The 22,526-nt window shown below is 36.1% G+C and carries 16 protein-coding genes; 13 read left to right on the forward strand and 3 right to left on the reverse strand.

Translation table 11 applies throughout. The annotated features are described in order from the left end of the window. The first annotated feature begins 244 nt into the window (after positions 1–244). The gene (locus A8L32_RS07985; protein WP_066629933.1) at positions 245–1,105 is read left to right on the forward strand and encodes an AraC family transcriptional regulator; all 861 of its coding nucleotides are present in this window, start codon (positions 245–247) and stop codon (positions 1,103–1,105) included. Between the two features lie 83 nt (positions 1,106–1,188). Here A8L32_RS07985 and A8L32_RS07990 read toward each other — a convergent pair whose 3' ends face one another. Beyond that, positions 1,189–2,481, reverse strand: coding sequence for a glycoside hydrolase 5 family protein (locus tag A8L32_RS07990; protein WP_066629971.1), 1,293 nt, complete (start codon positions 2,479–2,481; stop codon positions 1,189–1,191). Between the two features lie 234 nt (positions 2,482–2,715). On the opposite strand from A8L32_RS07990, the gene A8L32_RS07995 reads away from it, so the two are divergent. From A8L32_RS07995 to A8L32_RS08010, 4 genes are all read left to right on the forward strand, one after another. Further along, positions 2,716–3,288, forward strand: coding sequence for an RNA polymerase sigma-70 factor (locus A8L32_RS07995; protein WP_066629936.1), 573 nt, complete (start codon positions 2,716–2,718; stop codon positions 3,286–3,288). Positions 3,289–3,342: 54 nt separating this feature from the next. Next, a complete protein-coding gene (locus A8L32_RS08000; protein ID WP_066629939.1) occupies positions 3,343–4,317 on the forward strand; it encodes a FecR family protein in 975 nt (324 codons plus the stop codon). Between the two features lie 87 nt (positions 4,318–4,404). Continuing rightward, a complete protein-coding gene (locus tag A8L32_RS08005) occupies positions 4,405–7,101 on the forward strand; it encodes a TonB-dependent receptor (protein ID WP_075590279.1) in 2,697 nt (898 codons plus the stop codon). A 33-nt stretch (positions 7,102–7,134) separates the two neighbouring features. After that, positions 7,135–8,175: a DUF4249 family protein gene (locus tag A8L32_RS08010; RefSeq protein WP_066629943.1), complete on the forward strand. Its 1,041-nt coding sequence runs from the start codon at positions 7,135–7,137 to the stop codon at positions 8,173–8,175. A gap of 65 nt (positions 8,176–8,240) precedes the next feature. On the opposite strand, the gene A8L32_RS08015 is transcribed toward A8L32_RS08010, so the two are convergent. Together A8L32_RS08015 and gltB are read right to left on the reverse strand one after the other, a co-directional pair. Then, positions 8,241–9,668 carry a glutamate synthase subunit beta gene (locus A8L32_RS08015; RefSeq protein ID WP_066629946.1) on the reverse strand — a complete coding sequence of 476 codons (1,428 nt, stop codon included), beginning with the start codon at positions 9,666–9,668 and terminating at the stop codon, positions 8,241–8,243. A gap of 93 nt (positions 9,669–9,761) precedes the next feature. After that, positions 9,762–14,279, reverse strand: coding sequence for a glutamate synthase large subunit (gltB, locus tag A8L32_RS08020; RefSeq protein WP_233145469.1), 4,518 nt, complete (start codon positions 14,277–14,279; stop codon positions 9,762–9,764). A gap of 1,090 nt (positions 14,280–15,369) precedes the next feature. On the opposite strand from gltB, the gene A8L32_RS08025 reads away from it, so the two are divergent. From A8L32_RS08025 to A8L32_RS08055, 8 genes are all read left to right on the forward strand, one after another. Then, complete coding sequence (locus A8L32_RS08025) at positions 15,370–16,428, forward strand: outer membrane beta-barrel protein (RefSeq protein ID WP_066629948.1); 1,059 nt, start codon at positions 15,370–15,372, stop codon at positions 16,426–16,428. 202 nt (positions 16,429–16,630) lie between these two features. Further along, positions 16,631–16,975: a P-II family nitrogen regulator gene (locus tag A8L32_RS08030; protein ID WP_066629950.1), complete on the forward strand. Its 345-nt coding sequence runs from the start codon at positions 16,631–16,633 to the stop codon at positions 16,973–16,975. Positions 16,976–17,021: 46 nt separating this feature from the next. Then, entirely contained in the window at positions 17,022–18,236 is a 1,215-nt protein-coding gene (locus tag A8L32_RS08035; RefSeq protein WP_066629951.1) for an ammonium transporter, read from the forward strand. 296 nt (positions 18,237–18,532) lie between these two features. Further along, on the forward strand, positions 18,533–18,736 hold the full coding sequence (locus A8L32_RS08040; RefSeq protein WP_066629952.1) for a DUF4492 domain-containing protein: 204 nt from the start codon (positions 18,533–18,535) through the stop codon (positions 18,734–18,736). Between the two features lie 12 nt (positions 18,737–18,748). Further along, complete coding sequence (locus tag A8L32_RS08045) at positions 18,749–20,347, forward strand: cytochrome ubiquinol oxidase subunit I (protein ID WP_066629953.1); 1,599 nt, start codon at positions 18,749–18,751, stop codon at positions 20,345–20,347. Next, positions 20,347–21,480: a cytochrome d ubiquinol oxidase subunit II gene (gene cydB, locus A8L32_RS08050; protein ID WP_066629956.1), complete on the forward strand. Its 1,134-nt coding sequence runs from the start codon at positions 20,347–20,349 to the stop codon at positions 21,478–21,480. The genes A8L32_RS08045 and cydB overlap by 1 nt, the downstream gene beginning before the upstream one ends. Before the next feature lie 115 nt (positions 21,481–21,595). Then, on the forward strand, positions 21,596–21,739 hold the full coding sequence (locus A8L32_RS23515) for a hypothetical protein (RefSeq protein WP_158027212.1): 144 nt from the start codon (positions 21,596–21,598) through the stop codon (positions 21,737–21,739). 297 nt (positions 21,740–22,036) lie between these two features. Further along, positions 22,037–22,420: an HU family DNA-binding protein gene (locus A8L32_RS08055; RefSeq protein WP_066629957.1), complete on the forward strand. Its 384-nt coding sequence runs from the start codon at positions 22,037–22,039 to the stop codon at positions 22,418–22,420. The last annotated feature ends 106 nt before the right edge of the window (positions 22,421–22,526 follow it).

Here is a 22,526-nt window from a genome sequence, read left to right on the forward strand (position 1 = left end):
TTAACTAACCTGTTTTAATATTTTTTAATGATTAATCACTTTGCAAATCTATATGGAATTGAAGAAATATAATTTGCTTTTAATGTCATTAACTAATGATTTGATGAATTCATAAAATCATTATTAGCACATATCCCAACATTCAAAAGCCTTTAACACTCTTATTCTGATATTTACAATATACAATTAAATAATGCTATTATGAATATTTAGTTATATTTGTAGCTACAATAACAATAAGGCTATGCAAAAACGTATCATTAGAGAAATTGCTCCATTATCAGAAGATGACTTTTTTGTGATCATGAATCATAAAAATGCTAAATTCGATTTCCCCGTTCATTTCCATCCTGAATATGAATTAAACCTCGTTTTAAACGCTTCTGGAAAAAGAATTATCGGCGATTCTATCATGGAGTTTTCATCGCCAGATTTAGTTATGATTGGCCCCAATACACCACACGCATGGACGGCCACGGATGAAAATGCACATGTTATTACACTGCAATTTCACTCCTGTTTCCCAAGCGATCAGTTTCTTTCGCGGAAATTAGCTTTGCCTATTAGAGATTTGCTTGAGCAATCTAAAATGGGTGTACTATTTTCTAAACAGACAACTGAAGAGATGACAGAAAGAATTATGAACCTATCCAACAATCAAGGCTTTGACTCTGTTATTGATATGCTTTCGTTACTATACGACTTGGCTACTTCAAGAAATAAAACCAATTTATCCTCTCCTGCCTACGTTAAACAGTTTGATACGGCAAAGAGCAGAAGAATAAACATTGTAAATAAATACTTAAACGACAATATTCATAACAGCATTAAAATAGGAGATGTAGCAACACTCGTAAACATGTCGCCATCGGCATTTAGCCATTTTTTCAAGAAGAGAACACAACGCTCGTTTACAGAATACCTAACAGAAATGCGCATTGGCATTGCTGCGCGCTTACTGATAGATTCAGAGAAAAACATATCTGAAATATGTTATGACTGCGGTTTTAGTAATATATCAAACTTTAACCGAGCTTTTAAAACACAAAAAGGCTGCACCCCAAGCGAATTCAGAGCACAGCAGAAGCTCGTAACTATTCATTGAAATTAGTGATCGGAAAGTAGCCAATGGTCAATAGTAATAACTCCTCAGCTTTCTACTAATGACCAATGACTATTACCAATTTACTATTTCTTGATTTTATCTATATTCTTTTTAATAACCTCCAAGGTACTAAGGTCTGTATCATATACACCATACCAGCCTTGTAACTCGTGTGGAGGATCCCCAACAAAATCATCACCTGATTTCCAATACTCACCGGCCTTTGCTGGTCGCCCTTCTCCTGAGTAACTCCAGAAATTAACTCCTTGAACCGCTCCCCTCATTTTAGCATTAGACACAAACTTACTATATACGTAATCGTAATACTTATTCCTTTCTAAAACATCAGCATCTATATTATAATTAAAAGAGTCCCTGGCTAAGCCATACTCTTCCAACACCAAAGGTTTATTCAACTCACCGGATACCTTAACATGATCTGCCCAGTAGTTATCAACTTTAGCAATCATACTTTCATAAGCCTCATTCCCACTTCCAGGCGTATACCAATTCCAATTCTGCACCCAAATATGCATGGTGATATAATCGATGCTTTTATAGGCATTATCCACTTTAGCACTAAGTCCTTCCTTAGGAGACGGTGTATTTCCCTCAGAACCTACAGACACCAGGTGGTTTCTATCAATACTTTTAATTAAATCGGCGGTAGACTCAACCCAACTGGCAAAAGGTTTTACATTATCATATCCACGAGGCTCATTGGCCAATTGCCAGGCCATTATAGCAGTATCATCCCTATAAGGTAATCCCGTTATTGAGTTTACCCTATTGACCACATTAACCACATGATTATTATACCACTTAACACAATTTTCATTGGTGAAAAAATGCTTTGTATATTCCCCATAGTCCCACCAAGAATACGATTCAAGTTGAGGATAAGGGATTTTGCCTTGATCATCCCACTTTAAGTATTGCGAAAATCCTCCACTCCAAGACCAAAAATTACTTAATACCATCACGGCTTTCATATCTCGTTTAGCCATTTCAGCCAGTAAAAAATCTAAGCCTTCCCACAGATTATCATCATAAATACCTGGAGCGCTTTGCAATGGCGGCTGCATACAAAACTGCGAATTTTTATCGGCCTCGCATGAAGCCATAACTCTTAAATTAGTAATACCATAAGCTTTCAGCTGATCCAACTCTCTTTTCAACTGATCACGATCTCCATATTTAGTTGATCCCAAATGCATTCCCTGCCAATAGTTAGTACCCGCATATATATAAGCTTCGTCATTTAACAAAAACTTACCATTCTCAACTATTACAAAACCCTTTTGTTTAGGCGCCTTACTGCAGGAACTTAAAACAAGGCCAACAAACACAAGTATGCATAATATTCTCCAATTCATCATTCAGTCTTTTAATGCTAATATTACTACAAAGATGATAAGATATTAAACGAAAGAATAATCACTATAAACGAAATGCCAATACTACCATGAAATTACCGTAACAGTAAGTGCAGATTTATTACTAAATACATATTGCATACACACATATTTATCATATTAAAAAAATAAATACTTTTGCATTTGACAATTTAATACAACATCAACAAACTCCAACCCATCGAAGCTCATCAAATGCCAACTGAACAAGATTTATTCCACCAAATAAAATGCTCCGACAAACAAGCATTTGAAGTGTTATTTAGGCTGTATTACCAACCCCTAAAACATTATGCTTACAAGTTCACCCAAGACACTGATATTGCACAAGGCATTGCTCAGGAAACCTTTGCGCAAGTGTGGGAAAAAAGGCATAAACTAGAGAGTAGTTCACCAAAAGCCTATTTATACAAAGCCGTTAAAAACAGAGCACTAAATCACTTAAGACATCAAGTGGTAAAGGCTAAATACGAAAAGGAAATAACAAATACGCAATACGAGTGGGAAGAAGAGGATTTTGACCATTCAGATAAGATATCTAAAGTTTTATTAGCAGTAAACCAACTTCCCAATCAATGTAAAAATATATTTCTAATGAGTAGAATGAATGGACTCAAACATACAGAGATAGCCGAAGAGTTAAACATAAGCATTAAAACAGTAAAAAATCAAATAGGCAAAGCTTTAAAAACACTTCGACAAGAGTTAAAAGGAATAGACATAACTGCAATTATCTGTATCCTCAAATTATTTTTAGAAAAAAATTAAAAAAACAATAGGCCCTTTTTAAACTAAAGGTGTCTTTTAACTACATAGCCAAAAATGACAACAAATAATATAGAACATATAGACTGGGATCTTATCTCTGGAGCACTCGAAGGATCATTATCTAATAATGAAAAAGTCGAATTTGATAGCTGGGTTACAGACAACAATAACAGACAGCATTATGATGAAATAAAAAGAGTATGGGAACAAACAGGCAGCATATCGTATTGTTTTAACGAAGACACCAACCGCGCTTGGAGTGAAACATCTCAGAAATTATTTGACGCCAAAAACAACAGAATTAAAAAAATCACTATACGAATTGCTCAAGCAGCCGCTATTCTTGCTCTTGTTTTCATAGCCAGCAAACTCTTATTTAACCATGAAAAACAACAACTGATAACGCAAAATGAGATTCTTAAAGATTACAAATTGCCAGATAATTCATCCGTGAGTATTAATCGACATAGCAAACTATCATACATTAATGACTTTAAAGGATCCAGCAGAAATATTTGGTTAGAAGGCGAGGCCTTTTTTGATGTCGCAAAAAACCCAAACAAACCTTTTATAGTCAAAACGCACAAAGGTCAGTTCAGGGTATTAGGCACCTCGTTTAATATTTCTTGTTATCAAAAAAACGATGAAGTTGCACTAACTGTAAAAACAGGCAAAGTAATGTTTGTATCCCCCAATAATAACCAGGTTATAGCTATAAAAGGAGAAACTATTAAATACAACCCACAAACAAACAAATTAATTAAAACTAAAATAACAAACCCAAATGCAACCTCATGGCAAACAAGGAAATTGATATTTAACAACACTCGTTTGTTTGACGTTTTAAGAACGCTTGAAAACGTTTATGATGTGCATATAACTATAAAGAACAAACACATTAATGAATTTAGACTATCTGCAAATTTTGACGATCAGCCATTAGATAAAATATTAAAAGTACTTGCGCTAACTTTTGATTTAGAATCTCGTGAGCTTAATAAAGAGATTGAACTTTACCTTAAAAAATAATACCCATTCAATTCCAAGAGTAAGCATCATTAATTTCTTTAATCTGAAATAAAGTTGGATAGTGAAAAACCTTAGACTAAATAACACATGAGCATAATTAAATTAACAAATAACAGTTTGTTAAGAGGGAGAAAACATACCCTTTTCATAACAATACTATTCACATTTTACATTTCATCATATGGACAAAGCAAAACATTAAATATTTCATTTGACAATGTACTACTGAAAGACGCTTTGGACAAGATAGAAAAATCATCAGAATACTCATTTGCCTATCAATCCGGCATACTACCTAAAGAATACAGAGTTAGCAAATCGTTTACCAATCAACCTATTGAGAATATTATTAAAGAACTACTAAAAGGCACTGCAATAACTTTTCAAATATTCGAAGATCAGGTGATTATTAAAAGAAAGAAGAAACTAAAGAAATACATACTAAATGGGTATCTATATAATTCAGAAACAAATGACATCCTAATCAATGCGAATATTTACGACAAACATAACCTCAAGGGCAACATAACAAACACTGAAGGATTTTATAGTTTATCTCTCAACGAAGGCATACATACCATAGTTTATTCATATACAGGTATGGAAAATATTGAAAAGCAATTAGTTTTAGATTCTGACAAACAAATTGATTTGAAGCTAGACCCAAACCTAGAAATAGAAGAAGTTATTATAAACGGAAACTCTATCACCCCAATAATTGAAAAAAATAGCTCTTTAGGAGAGATGAAAGTTTTGGCCTCTGAAATGATGGAATTTCCAACAGTAATGGCCGAAGCGGATGTTTTAAAATCAGTACAACTTTTACCTGGTATGCAATCAGGTGCAGAAGGCAATGGCGCTTTATACGTTCGAGGAGGAGGCCCTTTACAAAACCTCTTTTTACTAGATGGCATGCCCATTTACAACTGCTACCACTTATTAGGCTTATTCTCCGTATTTAATGCAGATATAATTGACGAAACCAAATTATACAAAGGAGGATTTCCTAGCCAATACGGAGGCAGACTATCATCCGTATTAGACATCAACACCAGAGATGGCAATTACAAAAAAATAAAAGGGAAAGCTTCTATAGGAATGATTTCGTCAAGAATTGCTCTTGAAGGCCCCATTATTAAGGACAAAACAAGCTTTAATATTGCAGTTAGGTATGGTTATTATGATATATATGGAGAAATGCTTTCTGATGAAGTAGAAGGATCACACAACATTAAAGATTATAATTTTTATGATATAAATTTAAAAGTAACGCACAAATTGTCTGAGCAAAATAAAATATATGCTTCGATATATACTGGACGTGATAAAGGAGAAAAAAACTCGAAGAGCGAACTAAACGAATTCAATACCTATTATTTTTCTCAAGATATAAATGGTCAAGATTGGCAAAATTTGTTGGGTACGATAGGATGGGAAGCCAAATTAAATTCAAAACTTTATGCAAACTCACAAATTTCTTTAAGTAATTACGATTACAACAGTTATCTAAACGATACTACCTACTACGAATCCCAACAAGACACCTCTAGCACTTTAAACAACTCAAACTTGAGCAATCAGGTTAATCATATACAACTAAATTCAAAATGGCAATATCACCTCAATACTAAAACCAAGTTAAACTTTGGATACAGATTAGCTAAAATAGATTACCGCTCAGACAACTCTAAAAAAGACCATTATAATTACAGTCTCTCAGAGGCTCAATCTACTAGCAAGGACACTATTTTTAGCTCGTACAGTTACGAAACCTACGAGCAGAGTGGATATATCGAAACAACGTACGACATTTATAAAACATTGGGCTTTACTGCTGGTATTCATATCTCTCATTTTAAGAACAAGGATTACACGAACCTACAAATTCAACCACGCCTTACTTCATATTGGGAGTTTTCTCCAGATTGGATATTAAAAAGTGCCTACTCAAAAATGGCTCAACATATACATTTATTGGGGGTATCAAAAATTAAACTAGCATCCGATTTAATTGTTCCTGCCACTCCGAACGCACCTTCTGAAACAGCCAATCATTTTTCATTAGGAATGAGCATTTATAAGCTAAAGCTTTTTAACATTCACTTGGACACCTACTATAAAACCATGGATAATCTGGTTAACTTTAAAGAAGGTGATTCATATTTTTCAGAAAACAACGATTGGGATAACAAAGTAGAGACAGGAACTGGAGATGCCAAAGGTATGGAGGTTCTTATAGAGAAACCTGAGGGGAGAATTTCTGGTTGGATTGGATACTCAATAACAGAAGTAAATAGACAGTTTGACGGCATTAATAATGGCGAAAAATTTCCTTTCCGCTACGAGCACAGACACCATTTAAATATAGTAGGTAAATATAACTTCTCACAAAAATGGAGCCTATCCGCTAATTGGCTATACCATAGCGGCAACAAAGAAACCATACCAATGAAAATGTATTGGTCAACTAATATTTATTACGATAAAAATATGGGAATTCAGTCTGACTCCCCTAAAATAATGATTAACCAGAAAAACGCCTACAAAAACCCTGACTACCACAGGCTTGACTTAGCATTACGTTACAAACGCAAAAATAGGATAGGCATTGGCACATGGACGCTCTCTATATACAATACCTATGCACGCAAAAACGTATACAACACTACTTATAGCGAAGACTATGCACATATAGTTGGTCATCCAGGATACTTCACTAGAGTGAAAAACGAACATTATTATTTCGACATTATTCCTTCTATAAGTTATTCTTTAAGTTTTTAGATACTATTAAAATTAACTCTTATAAATATTCAAATGAAAATAAGAACTAAGCACTACTACATATATACCATTGTACTTATACTATTAACATCACTGCATTTTTCATGTAAAAAAGATGAAGTTAATCCAACGGATGAATATATGGTACATTGCATCCTGTACGAAGGTAAAACTCCAAAAATTGGAATATACAGACTACTTGACGTTCATACAAAATACCCTTTTAATATTATTTATCATGAAGATGTAACCTCATGGGAAATGGAGATACGGAAGAATAACGAGACCATATATAATAACTTTACTCACATGGTCTATTCCAGTAACGTACAATCGCAATATCCTGATGGCAACAAAAATATAAGCTATTTCTCCAATGATAATATTTTACCCATATCAGGAGATACTTATAGCCTAAAGGTTGAAATTGGAGAAAATGATGTGCAAACCCCAAAGGTATTAACTGCATCTACCTCCATTCCATCCAAAGTACCTTTTACCTTAGAGCAACTACCTACAAAAAATGTAAATCCTTATACAAAATACAAAATTTCATTTACAGACCCTGGGCCTGAAAAAGACTTTTATTACCTGGTAGCTATGGCAATCAGCCCTATCAACAACTTCGTAAACAAAGGTTCTATAAATATTGATAGAATATGGGAAAATTTAGGCAGCAGAAATAGCAGTTATCAGATAAGTCACCTGACTCAGGTTACCTCAAAATGGACGGGTCTGGACACTAACACTACCTCTGATGAAAAGAACACTTATCCCAGCAACTATTATGGGACTTTATTTACCGACGAAAGCTTTAATGAAAAAAGGAAGGAAATTTTTTTAGAACCCATTCAATACTTTGGAGATGATCCATACGGCGCATATTTAAGCGTAGAACTATACCACATAACTGAAGATTATTATAGGCACTACGAATCTACATTAAGGCAAGTCAATGCAGAAAACGATATTTATTCAGAACCCGTTCAGGTATACTCAAATGTTAAGAATGGGCATGGCTTATTTGGAGGTGCCTCAATCTCAAGACAAATAATTGAAATTAAACAAGAATAGACAAAAAAAGGGAGGCCATTACGACCTCCCTTTACATCTACCCCATATGGAATATTATATTTTAACTACGCTTGTGTAGAAAGAAATTTATCTACACTTGCAGCAGCTTCTTTACCTTTTTGGATGGCAGTAACCACCAAACTAGCTCCGTTATGAGAGTCACCTGCAGCAAATACTTTATCAACTGTAGTTTGATAAGCTCCATCTACCTTAAGATTTCCTCTTTGATCAGTTTCAATACCTAACTCTTCCACTAATCCTTTATGCACTGCATGAACAAATCCCATAGACAAGAACACTAAATCTACATCAACCACCTTAGCAGTTCCTTCAACTTCGTTCATTTTCCACGCACCTTTGTCATCTTTAGTCCACTCAACTTGTACAAGCTCTACTTTTTTCAAAGCACCACCTGAACCAATAAACTTTCTAGTTGACATACTCCACTGACGATCACAACCCTCTTGATGAGAAGATGAAGTTTTAAGCGTAGTAGGCCAGTAAGGCCAAGGATTACCTTCGGCTCTATCCTTAGGAGGCTTTGGTAAAATTTCAATTTGCGTAACGCTTTTAGCACCTTGACGGTTTGAAGTACCTACACAGTCAGATCCTGTATCTCCACCACCAATTACTAAAACATTTTTTCCTTTGGCATTAATACGATCCTTATTAGAAACCTTAGCACCTCTGTTTACTCTATTTTGTTGCGTTAAGAAATCCATCGCAAAATGAACACCTTTCAACTCACGACCTTCAATAGGTAAATCACGCGGCTGCATAGCTCCAATAGCTAATACTACTGCATCAAAATCCTGAAGAATTTTCTCTCCTTTAATATCGAAACCAATATATTGGTTTGTCTTAAATTTGATACCTTCTTGTTCAAAAATCTCAATACGACGATCGATTACCTTTTTATTTAATTTAAAATCAGGAATACCGAAACGTAACAATCCGCCAACCGCTTCGTCTTTTTCAAACACAGTCACTTCGTGACCCATTTGATTTAAGAGATCAGCTGTAGAAAGTCCAGCAGGACCTCCACCAATAACGGCTACTTTTTTACCCGTACGTTTTTGCGGTATACGGGGCTGAATATAACCTTCAGCAAAAGCTCTCTCCACAACAGAAGCTTCGTTTTCACGAATAGTTACAGCCTCATCATGAATGGCCAATACACATGATTTCTCACATGGATTAGGACAGATACGACCTGTAAACTCAGGAAAACTATTTGTTGAATGAAGAATATCACTTGCTAATTTCCAATCTCCTTTATAGATAGCATCCTGCCACTCTGGTATTTTACTACCCACAGGACATGCCCAATGGCAAAAAGGAATACCACAATCCATACATCTGGATGCTTGAAGTATTCGATCTTCCTTATTCAGGGTTTGCTCTACTTCACCGTAATCATCTACTCGCTCAGTAATCGGGCGATAGCCGCTTTCCTTGCGACCTACCTCCATAAAACCTTTAGGATTACCCATAATTTTATATTTTTTTAAAGAACGTCCAAGGGCCGATACCCATTGGTATCGACGCGCTTAGAACTTCCTTCTCTATTAAAAGACTATTTATAATTACTCGTTAACGTATGGAGCGTCCTCTGAAGCCTGAAGCTTACGCTCCAATTCCTTCACTTTCTCCTCTTGTAACACCTTTTTATATTCGAAAGGAATAACCTTAACAAACTTAGGTAAGTACTTGTTCCAGTTCACAAGAATATCTTGCGCTTTTTCACTATTGGTATGCAATAGGTGTTTGTTCAATAAGAACTGTAACTCTTGAACATCTGCAGCATCTTCTACCGGAGACAATTCCACTAAACCTTTGTTACAGAAATAATCGAAGTTACCTTCTTCATCTAACACATAAGCAATACCACCACTCATACCTGCAGCAAAGTTACGTCCCGTTTTACCGATTACAACCACTCTACCACCAGTCATGTACTCACAACAGTGATCACCAACACCTTCAACAACCGCTTTGGCTCCCGAGTTACGTACACAGAAACGCTCACCAGCTACACCACGAACATAAACATTACCCTCTGTAGCACCATAAAGAACAGTATTACCAATAATGATATTTTCTTCCGGCTTAAAGGTTGATCCCGTAGGAGGCACTACAACAATTTTACCACCTGAAAGACCTTTTCCTAAATAATCATTGGCATCACCTTCTAATTTAAATGCAATACCCTTTGCAAGGAAAGCACCAAAACTCTGTCCTGCAGAACCATCGAACTTACAGTTAATGGTATTTTTAGGTAAACCATCCTCCCCGTAACGCTTACTTACTTCTCCCGATAAGGTAGAACCCGTAGCACGATCAAGGTTAGTAATTGTTTTAGCAACCCAAACTTTTTGTTGATTTAACAATGCTGCTTGAGAATCTTCAATCAAGGTCCAATCCATAATCTCATCAATACCGTGATCTTGAGTACTTGTATTATGTAATGGATATATTTTACCCTCTTCAGGGAAGTGAAGCAATTTGCTCATGTCGATACCAGAAGTTTTCCAGTTACCTACATTAGGATCTTGCTCCAATAAATCTGTACGACCAATTACTTCATCTAAAGATTTGAAACCTAGCTCAGCTAAGATTTCACGAACCTCTTCGGCGATGAAGTTCATATAATTGACAGTAAACTTATATTTTCCAATAAAACGCTTACGTAAGTCCTCATTCTGCGTAGCAATACCTGCAGGACATGTATTTAAGTGACACTTACGCATCATGATACATCCTAAAGTAATTAATGCAGATGTTGCAAAACCAAACTCCTCAGCTCCTAAGATGGCTGTTTTAATTACATCCAATCCTGTTTTTAACTGACCATCTGTTTGTAACATCACACGACCACGAAGGTTGTTCATTACAAGTGTTTGTTGCGTTTCAGCTAAACCAATTTCAACTGGCATACCTGCATGCTTCACCGAACTTGTTGGAGATGCACCAGTACCACCTTCAGTACCTGCAATAATAATACGATCGGCATGTGCTTTAGCCACACCTGCTGCAATAGTACCTACACCAGACTCAGACACTAGCTTCACACTAATTTGAGCACTTGGGTTAGTACATTTTAAATCGTAAATCAACTGCGCTAAATCCTCAATCGAATAGATATCATGATGTGGAGGAGGAGAAATAAGCGTAATTCCTGGCGTTGAGTTTCTCAACTTAGCAATAATCTTATCTACCTTAAATCCTGGCAACTGACCACCTTCACCCGGCTTAGCACCCTGAGCTACTTTAATCTGAATTTCATCAGCATTGGTTAAGTAGTTACTGGTTACACCAAAACGTCCAGAAGCTACCTGCTTAATAGAACTACGAGCAGGAGATTTGAAACGCTCAGCATCTTCACCACCTTCACCTGTATTACTTTTACCACCAACTTCATTCATCGCCAAAGCTAATGCCGTATGCGCTTCTTTTGAAATAGAACCATAACTCATGGCACCAGTTACAAAACGCTTGGTAATATTACCAATAGGCTCAACTTCGCTAATATCAATTGGCTTTCTATCTTTTAATTTTAAGAATCCTCTTAAGAATAAAGGATCTTGATTATCTTTATTTACAGCAGCACTAAACTCTTTAAATTTAGAGTAATCCCCATTTCGAGTAGACCATTGCAATAAACCAACTGTTTCAGGATTCCATCCATGCTTTTCACCATACTTACGGTAAGCATACTGGCCTGTACTATTTAATTGGTCGTCACTAGTCTGCGCGTTATAAGCTCTTTCATGAAACATTTGAGCTTCTTTAGCTAACTCCTCAAATCCAACTCCGCCAATTTTAGATGATGTTCCTGTAAAGTATTTCTCGATTAAACTATCCGAAATACCTACCGCTTCAAAAATCTGTCCTCCATGGTAACTACGCAAAGTAGAAATACCCATTTTCGACATAATTTTCATCAATCCCTTATCAACTGCTTTGATATAGTTTTCACGAGCTACGCCGTATTCCATATCAATTTCACCCTTCTTCACTAAATCGTCGATTGCTGCAAAGGCCACATAAGGATTAATTACACTAGCACCATAACCTAACAATAAAGCAAAATGCATTACTTCACGAGCCTCACCGGTTTCTACGATAAGACCAATTTGCATACGCTTCTTTTTCTTAATTAAGTGGTGATGCACCGCTGCAGTTGCCAATAACGAAGGTACTGGCGCTTGATCAGCGTTAATATTTCTATCCGAAAGGATAATAAAGTTATTCTCATCATCTACTGCTTTCTCGGCAGCAGCACACATCTCACCAATTACCTTTTCCATGCCAGCTCCACCTTCAGAGGCTTTGTATAACATAGGTATAGTAACATGCGTAAACTCTTCGCGATGATAATCTTTAATTTTACCTAAATCGGTATTCGTTACCAATGGACTCTCGAACTTAATCAGACGACAATGGTCTGGACTATATTCAAGAATATTCTTTGATGCTGAACCAATATAATTGGTCAAGGCCATTACTAATCCCTCACGAATTGGATCGATAGGCGGGTTAGTAACCTGAGCAAACAACTGACGGAAATAGTTGAATAAACGCTGAGGCTTATCCGACATAGCAGCAATTGGTGTATCATTACCCATTGAGGTAGTTGGCTCCATTCCTGCTGTTGCCATTGGAGCAATCAAAGACTTCACATCTTCCCTTGAGTATCCAAAAGTTTTTAAATACGTTTCAAACTGATCAATTGAAGACTTAACCCTTTGCTTCACTTCAATATCCTTTAAACGAATACGGTTTTCTTTTAACCAGTTTTCGAAAGGATGTTTGTTTGCAAGCTCCTTTTTTATCTCTTCATCAGGAATAATAATTCCTAACTTAGTATCTACTAATAATAATTTACCTGGCTTTAAACGACCTTTTTCTTTGATTTCTTCAGCAGGGAAAGTTTGAACTCCTACCTCAGAACCCATCACAATCATGTCATTTTTAGTAATCACATAACGCGAAGGACGTAAACCATTTCTATCTAAAGTACCACCAATATAACGACCATCAGAGAATACAATGGAAGCAGGACCATCCCAAGGCTCCATAATTGTAGAGTGATACTCGTAATAAGCTTTTAAACTTTTTGGAATCGGGTTTTTATCATTCCAAGACTCAGGAATAAGCATACTTAATGCCTGAGGTAAAGAACGACCTGTAAGTACTAAAAACTCTAATACATTATCTAAAGAAGCCGAGTCACTCATATCTGGAGCAACAACTGGGAACAACTTATCTAAGTCATCACCAAACAAATCGGACTTTAATAAAGACTCACGAGCCTGCATCCACAAACGGTTACCTTTAATGGTATTAATTTCACCATTATGCGCCATTATACGGAAAGGCTGTGCCAGATCCCAACGCGGGAATGTATTTGTACTAAAACGCGAGTGCGCTAATGCAATGGCACTTTTAAATACAGGATTTTGTAAATCAAGGAAATATTCTCCTACCTGAGCAGGGGTTAACATTCCTTTATATATCATTACCTTACTCGATAAACTCGGTAAGTAAAATGAATCTTTTGCTTTCAGGTCTGAATTTCTGATAGCTCTTTCAGTCACTTTACGTGCAATGAAAAGCTTACGCTCTAATTTATCTTGCTCGTAATTTCCTTTTACTAGCACCTGACGAATACGAGGCTCTGTACGCTTAGCAATTTCTCCAATTACACTGCTATCAACTGGCACATCTCTATAACCAATTAACTCAAGCCCCTCTTCTAAAAGGTTCTTATTTAGCTCATCCTGACACAGAAGAGCTTCTCTATCTTCTTCGGGTAAAAATACTAACCCAGTACCATATTTTCCAGATTCAGGTAAATCAAAACCTAACGAACGACAAAACTCATCCGGTACTTGTAAAAATATACCGGCTCCATCTCCCGACTTATTATCGGAGCTTTCCGCACCCCTGTGGGTCATGTTGAATAATACCTCTAGTCCACGCTGCACGATATCGTGCGATGCCACACCTTTAATATTAGCAACAAATCCAATTCCACAGTTCTCATGCTCGTTGGCAGGGTCATACAAGCCCACCGCCTTAGGATATTTATTATGCATCATATATATAAATTAATAAAGAAGGAATACTATTGAAAACCCGCTCCAACAAAGAAAGCGGTCTATCTCCCAAAACAATTATCACAATCAATGTTTATCAAACCATAAATAAACACCCTATTTTTAAATGATAATTATTATTTTTTCATCTCTTTTACTTTGAAAACGGAAGCAAAAATAGCATTTTTAATTAGACATTCCAAAAGCACAGCCTTAACTAACGTTAAAAGATGACATTATAGAGTGTTTTTACATGACTTATGTCATATTTATTTTGTCCCCATGAAAGCTTACATCCTCAATATCTAACACTTACACCTATATGCATAAAATACATATACATTGTATATTTATACACCTTCACTTTAACAATTATCTCCTCTATATAATATTATATAAGTGGACTTTTTTATCCTCTATTCTAGACCTTTTTATCCAGCATATTCAAACCCTTAGAAATCGTCATTCAACTTTAGGAACCCCAAAGCTAAATATTGTAAGCTCCCCAAAATAAATACAAATACATCCGAGCAAGTTAAAAGTTATTGATTTTAATAAACTCACCTATTTTTTCTAATACCATAAAAGCTCAATAAGATTAAAGACATTAAAGGTTATAGATATTTATCAGACATGAATAATTTACTATTGCAATGCACAAAACTGCAACCTCCCCATATAAATAATACCAACACTATACAAAAAAGAGTAAAAACCCTAATGTAGAATGAACACTTCAAGTAGGCCATTCTGATAAGTCATCGCATTTAATACCCATTCAGACTCCAACCAAAAAACTACACAAAACCAGGAAACCTGGCATTTTTAGGGGTTAAAACTCGAATAACTGCTTTTTCGCAGGTTTGTATCCAACATTTAAGGGGTGCAAATGTGTTTTGTTGCTTTTTTGAGATGTTACCCCCATTTTTGTTTGGTCAGAATTAAAAAATACTACATTTTTGCAGTGTAAGTATTAAAAACGATACCCCAACCAAGGAAAAAGTTCCTTTTTCAACCAATCACCCCAACAAAAACAAAAATCGTTTTTAACAACTACAAAAAATGTGTAATCTATTTATAAAACCTATTTAAGATGAAAAAAGTATTATTATTACTAGCAGTTGTTTTGGCATTCGGAACACTAGCAAAGGCTCAAGAGGAATCAGATTTAGAAATTACAGGATCTGTGGATGCTTACTTCAAGTATGACTTTTCTGGACAAAATCAAATTGGAACTTCTTTTGCAGACGAGCACAACTCAATGTCAATCGGTATGATTGATTTAGGTTTTGCAAAATCTTATGGTAAAGCAAGTTTTTACGGAGAACTATCTTTTGGACCTAGAAGTTACAAATCAATTCCTGGAGCGTCATTTGATCTTTTAGATATGGATGGTGAACCAACTGGATTATCTGAGTCTCAAAGTGTAAATATTCAAAACCTATATATGAGCTATGCATTAAGTGAGTCATTCTCATTAACAGCTGGATACATGGGTACATTTGTTGGTTACGAAGTAATTTCTCCAGCAGCTAACTTTAACTACTCTACTTCTTACCTATTCTCTGCTGGACCATTTCAAAATGCTGGACTTAAGGCTGACTGGGCAATTTCTGACAAAGTAGGGTTAATGGTAGGACTATTCAACGACTGGAACTATTATTACGACATGAATGGAATCTCTGACATCGGTGCTCAATTATCTCTTTCTCCTGTAGAAGGTTGGGATGCATATATCAACTTTTTAACCGGCCCAACTTCTGGAACTGTAATTGACTTAACAACAGGATACCAAATCACGGATGATTTCTATTTTGGATTAAATGCTGCTGACTATACTATGGCTAACTCTGATGATGGAGGTTATTACGGTGTAGCTTTCTACCCACAATATTCATTTTCCGACAAACTAGCATTAGGTTATAGAGGAGAATTCTTTGCTTCAAAAGACACAAAAGAAGAAGGTGTTACCATGGAAGGAACTAGCGTATTTTCAAGCACTGCCACTTTAAATTTCTACCATGGCCCATTCACATTCTCTACTGAAGTAAGAATGGATTCAGGTAAAGATGAAATTTTCACTAAAGAAGGTGGCGTTGACCCAACTAAGTCTGCTACACAGTTCTTATTTGCAGCTATCTACTCTTTCTAATAAAAAGACATTAAAACTAAAAGAATGGTGAGGTTGTTGATTTTGCATCATTTCTCAACACTGAAAACCAAGCGATTGTTCTCTCCAATATGCGTTAATTAAAGGGTATTTTTCCACCTTTTGTTTCTCATGCAGAGCCAACTTTTTCACCATTCTTTTAATTCAAAATATTCATAGTTTACCAACTATAAAAAATAATCACATGAAAAAGATTGAAGCAATTATCAGATTAACACAATATGAAAGTGTAAAAAAAGCGCTTGAAGAACAAGACATTACCTTCTTCTCTTATTTCGATGTTAGAGGTGTAGGGACCGCAAGAGAAGGTCATCTTTATAGAGGTACTGTTTATGACACTAGTATTATTGAGCGTAGATTAATTTCTATTATCGTTCGCGATGAGAACTTAGAAAAAACCGTTCAAGCACTTATGTCTGCTGCAAGAACTGGCGAGATTGGTGACGGAAGAATTTTTGTTTCTACAGTTGAAGAAACGTACAGAATTCGTACTGGAGAGTCTGGACCAGAAACTCTTTACATCAAGTAACCCCCTTTCTGATTAATCTGATTAAAAACATTAAAAAAACATTATTATGGATGCAAACAGCGCTTTAGATATATTATGGATACTGATAGCTGGTATTTTAGTATTTTTTATGCAGGCAGGATTTGCCTTAGTAGAGGCAGGTTTTACCAGAGCAAAAAACGTAGGTAACATCATCATGAAGAACTTCATGGATTTCGCATTAGGTTCTTTATTATTCTGGATTGTAGGATATAGCATTATGTACGGTGGCGAAGGTGCTTTCTTTGGAGCATTTGACCTATTTTACAACGTAGAAGGCGATATGCACAATCTTTTCTTCCAAACCGTATTTGCTGCAACTGCTGCAACTATCGTTTCTGGAGCCATGGCTGAACGTACTAAATTCAGCACATATTTAGTATTCTCTGTGGTAATTACTGCTGTAATTTATCCTATCTCAGGTCACTGGGTATGGGGAGGTGGATGGTTATCTACTATGGAAACTCCATTTCATGATTTCGCAGGATCAACTGTAGTACACTCTGTTGGTGGATGGGCAGCTCTTGCTGGAGCATGGACTATCGGACCACGTCTTGGAAAATATAACGGTAAAACAAACGCAATACCTGGTCACAACATGGTATTAGGTGCATTAGGTGTATTTATCCTTTGGTTAGGATGGTTTGGATTTAACCCAGGATCTCAGTTAGCTATTAGTGGCGACAACGCAAACGCTGTAGCTGGTATCGTTATCACAACTAACTTAGCTGCTGCTGCAGGTGCATTAGTTACTATGTTTGTTACTTGGTTCCGTTACGGAAAACCAGATTTATCAATGACACTGAATGGTGCCTTAGCTGGATTAGTTGCTATTACTGCAGGTTGTGCGGTTGTATCTCCTGGTGGAGCAGCAATCATTGGAGCCGTTGCTGGTGTATTAGTTGTATTCTCAATTGAATTTATCGATAAAAAACTAAAAGTAGATGATCCTGTAGGTGCTATCTCTGTACACGGTGTATGTGGTGCATTCGGTACATTAATGGTAGGTTTCTTTGCTTTACCTGATGCTATTGGCGAAGGTATTTCAGGAGTATTTTACGGAGGAGGTTTCTCTTCAGTAATCAGTCAGTTAATCGGAATCGTTTCAGTTGGTGCTTGGGCATTTGTAGGAGGTTTAATCTTATTCCAAGTTCTTAAAGCAACAATGGGACTTAGAGTTTCGGAACAAGAAGAAAGAGAAGGACTTGATATCCACGAGCACGGACAAAGTTCTTATAACTAATCTTCAAAAGAATTTATATAGCTCATAACCATAGCTTTTAAATATTTGATGCAAGCAGTCAGGATTATCCTGGCTGCTTTTTTTTGCATTATATCCTACCAAACTAAACTAACTTCTCCTCGTCTCACCTCCAGATTATTAATCAGATATTTAGGTCTTATTTAATATACAAACTCCCAAAATACTTGATTTTACTAGGCTTTTCAATTAAAGAAAAAAATCTTTAATTTTTGTTAATACGCTCAACCTTTTCTGAATTACTCGTGTTTATTGGTTTTAGAAACACCAAAAAAGACATGAAGAAAATAGTAGACTTTTATGTAGACGGATTCAGAAACCTACCCGATTGGGCTAGGTCTGTTTGGTTTATCATCCTACTTAAGCTCTTTATCATGTTTGTCATTTTTAAACTCTTCTTTTTCCAAAATAAACTAAAGAAGGATTTTAATAACGATGAAGATAGAGCCAATCATGTGATTGAAAATATTACAACACCTTAAACCAATTATTAAATGTTAGATTCTGTTGACTTATCCTTAGTAAACTGGTCGCGGGCACAATTTGCCCTAACCGCCATGTACCATTGGATATTTGTACCGCTCACCCTTGGGCTAGGATTCATTATTGCATTTATGGAAACCATATATGTAAAAACAGGCAACCCTGAATGGAAGAGAATTACTAAATTCTGGATGAAACTGTTCGGAATTAACTTTGCCATCGGGGTGGCAACCGGTATTATCCTTGAATTTGAGTTTGGAACCAACTGGAGTAATTACTCCTGGTTTGTGGGCGATATATTTGGAGCACCATTGGCTATTGAAGGCATCATGGCCTTTTTTATGGAGAGTACTTTTATTGCCGTTATGTTTTTTGGATGGAACAAAGTAAGCAAACGCTTTCACCTAACCTCCACCTGGCTTACGGCTATTGGCGCCAACCTATCGGCTGTATGGATATTAGTAGCCAATGCCTGGATGCAAGACCCCAGAGGAATGAAATTTAATCCGGATACTGCCCGTAACGAGATGGTTAACTTTTGGGATATATTCCTATCGCCAAGTGCAGTAACCAAATTTTTACACACCACCACCTCAGGTTTTGTACTAGCCTCTATATTTGTTGTTGGCGTGAGCGCCTGGTTTATTCTTAAAAAAAGAGAAATACTTTTTGCCAAACGTAGTATGGTAGTTTCTGCCACATTTGGCTTGTTGGCTTCTATTATGCTCATTGCTTCTGGCGATAGTTCGGCCCGAGAAATGGCAGAGAAACAGCCTATGAAGTTCGCTGCTATGGAAGCTTTATACGAAGGTAAAACCAATGCTCCTCTTGTTGCCATTGGCTTAATAGGCGATCCTCAAGATGATCCGATGGATAGTACAGCGCATGAGGATTTTAGAATAAAGATTGAGATACCAAACATGCTATCGTATATGGCATTTTTAAAAGCCGATGCATTTGTTCCTGGCATTAAAGATTTGATTCTGGGTAACCGAAAGCATGGTATCATGTCGTATAAAGAAAAGATAAAACGTGGTTACAAAGCCCAACAGACACTTGTGGCATATAAAAAGGCCATCAAGGAAAAAAGCCCCGATGCGACTATATTACGTGCCAAATTTGAAGACGAAGAATGGGTTAACTATTACTTTAAATATTTTGGGTATGGAAGCTATTACGACCCGGACCCGGTTCAATTGGAGAAAAATGCTTTTAAAATGATTCCTCCCATCTCATTAACCTTTTATGCTTTTCATATCATGGTTATTTTGGGCGGACATTTTTTAATGCTTTTTGCATGCATACTATTCTTGCTTTACAAAAACAATTTAGAGAATAATAAGATTGTATTATGGACTTCGGTATGGACCATCCCATTGGTTTACATTGCATCGGAAGCCGGCTGGGTTGTGGCTGAGGTAGGCAGGCAACCATGGGTTATACAAGATTTAATGACGACCTCTAAAGCGGTTTCGCAAATAGATAGCAGTTCGGTCATGATTACTTTCTTTTTGTTTGCCTTTACATTTACCGCACTATTAATAGCAGAGATTAAGATTTTAACAAAACAGATTAAAATAGGACCTAAAAAACAAGGAGGACGTCAATAATGTTTGGAGATTTATCATACTTAGCACTACAGCAATATTGGTGGTTTATTGTTTCGCTTTTGGGCGCACTACTGGTATTTTTAATGTTTGTACAGGGCGGACAAACCCTCATTTCTGTACTTGGAAAAACCAAAGACGAAAAAACTATTTTAGTAAATGCACTGGGTCGTAAGTGGGAATTTACCTTTACTACCTTGGTTACCTTTGGAGGAGCATTTTTCGCTTCCTTTCCTCTATTCTACAGCACCAGTTTTGGCGGTGCCTATTGGGTTTGGATGATAATACTCTTTGCTTTTATCATTCAGGCCATAGCCTATGAGTTTAGAAGCAGACCAAGCAATGTATACGGCCCCAAAACATACGAAGCTTTTCTATTTATCAACGGATTAATAGGGACTATTTTTATTGGAACCGCCGTAGGTACCTTTTTTAATGGCGGTAACTTTTCGGTTAACGAATACAATCAATCTAAATGGGATAATTCGTATCATGGATTAGAAGCTATATTAAATTGGCATAATGTTGCCTTAGGCTTAACCGTATTCTTTTTAGCCAGAACCTTGGCCATTCTGTACTTTATGAATGCTGTTGACCAGAAACAAATACTGAAGAGAGCTAAAAAGCAGCTATTAATAAACGGATTAATCTTTGTTGTTTTGTTTTTAGCATTTACCATCGCTTTACTTTTAAAGGATGGCTTTGCAATAAACCCAGATACCAAGGAAGTTTACATGCAAAGCTATAAGTACCTCAATAATTTTATTGAGATGCCAATAATTGCGGTAGTCTTTTTAGCAGGTTTGGTTTTAGTTTTATACGGAATCATCATCAGCTATTTAAAAACGAGTACTAAAGGCATCTGGTTTTCAGGTGCTGGAACCGTACTAACCGTGTTAATGCTTTTCCTCATTTCAGGATATAACAACACCTCGTTTTATCCTTCTATCAGTAATTTACAAAGCTCTTTAACCATAGAAAATTCAAGCTCAAGTCATTTTACCTTAACGGTGATGAGTTACGTTTCGTTGATGGTGCCTTTTGTAATGGGTTACATATGGTATGTTTGGAAAGCCATTAACAACCGTAAAATAGACCAAGAAGAAATAGAGTCGGACGATATACATATTTATTAATTATAACTAGACAAAAGTATAAAGACGAAAGACAAAAGAAGCCTAACAGTATGCTAGGCCATTCTATCCAAGCCGCTTCTTTATACTTATATCTTTATACTTTATACTAAATAGGATGAAATATTTACACGAGATATTATGGTACTTAAGTTGGCCCGCACTAATTGTAGTGAGTTACCAAGCTATAAAATGGGCCATCAATAAGTTTGAAAAGATCAACAAAGAAGAAGCCTCAAGCGTAAAAAACTTTGATATTTAAATTATACCGAGACCTCCTAGGTTTTTAAAACCTGGGAGGTCTAATTTTTAGAGCGAAGCCTTGAGAGAATTCTCAGGGCTTTTTTTTACTTTGATGCTTATACAAACATCTTTCCCTAGTGTAGGGATCGTATTTTCTCCCTTATCATTTCTCAATTACTCACTGAACTTTTTCTATTATTCAGTCATTCATATTATTTACTCACTGCGTAAATACTCATTAGTAGTGACATTTTGACCTTTTCTCATTATCTTTATTAGAAATCAACATTACTAAAATCTAAAACACCAATTAGTTATGATTCGTTACACCGTGAAAGAATTACAAGATCCTACTAATAGGCCTTCAACCAAATATTATGCAAAACCTGTTTACGAAGGTACCGTACCCATGAGTGAAATTGAACGCGATATATCTTCTATTTCTACATTAAGCAGAGCAGATGTAAGAGCAACAACTATTGCTCTGGTGGATAAAATAGGTGATTATCTATTAAATGGCTACAATGTTAAGATTGATGAACTAGGAACATTTTTCCTTCGATCACAATCGGTAGGAAAAGAAACGGAGAAAGAAGTAAGAGGAAAAGATATTATGAAGTTGAATATTGGTTTTAAAGCAGCACCTGAATTTAAAGAAAAACTTAAGCACAATACAGAACTTAGGAAGAAAAGGAAATAAGGCTGAATAGCTAACAAACCTCCCAGGGCAAACGCATTTAAAATATCACAACCTTAAAATAACCCATTTCAAGTAAAAACACTTTCCTCTGCTTAAGCCGCAGGGA

Source organism: Labilibacter marinus, assembly GCF_001659685.2.
Taxonomy (GTDB): Bacteria; Bacteroidota; Bacteroidia; order Bacteroidales; family Marinilabiliaceae; genus Saccharicrinis; species Saccharicrinis marinus.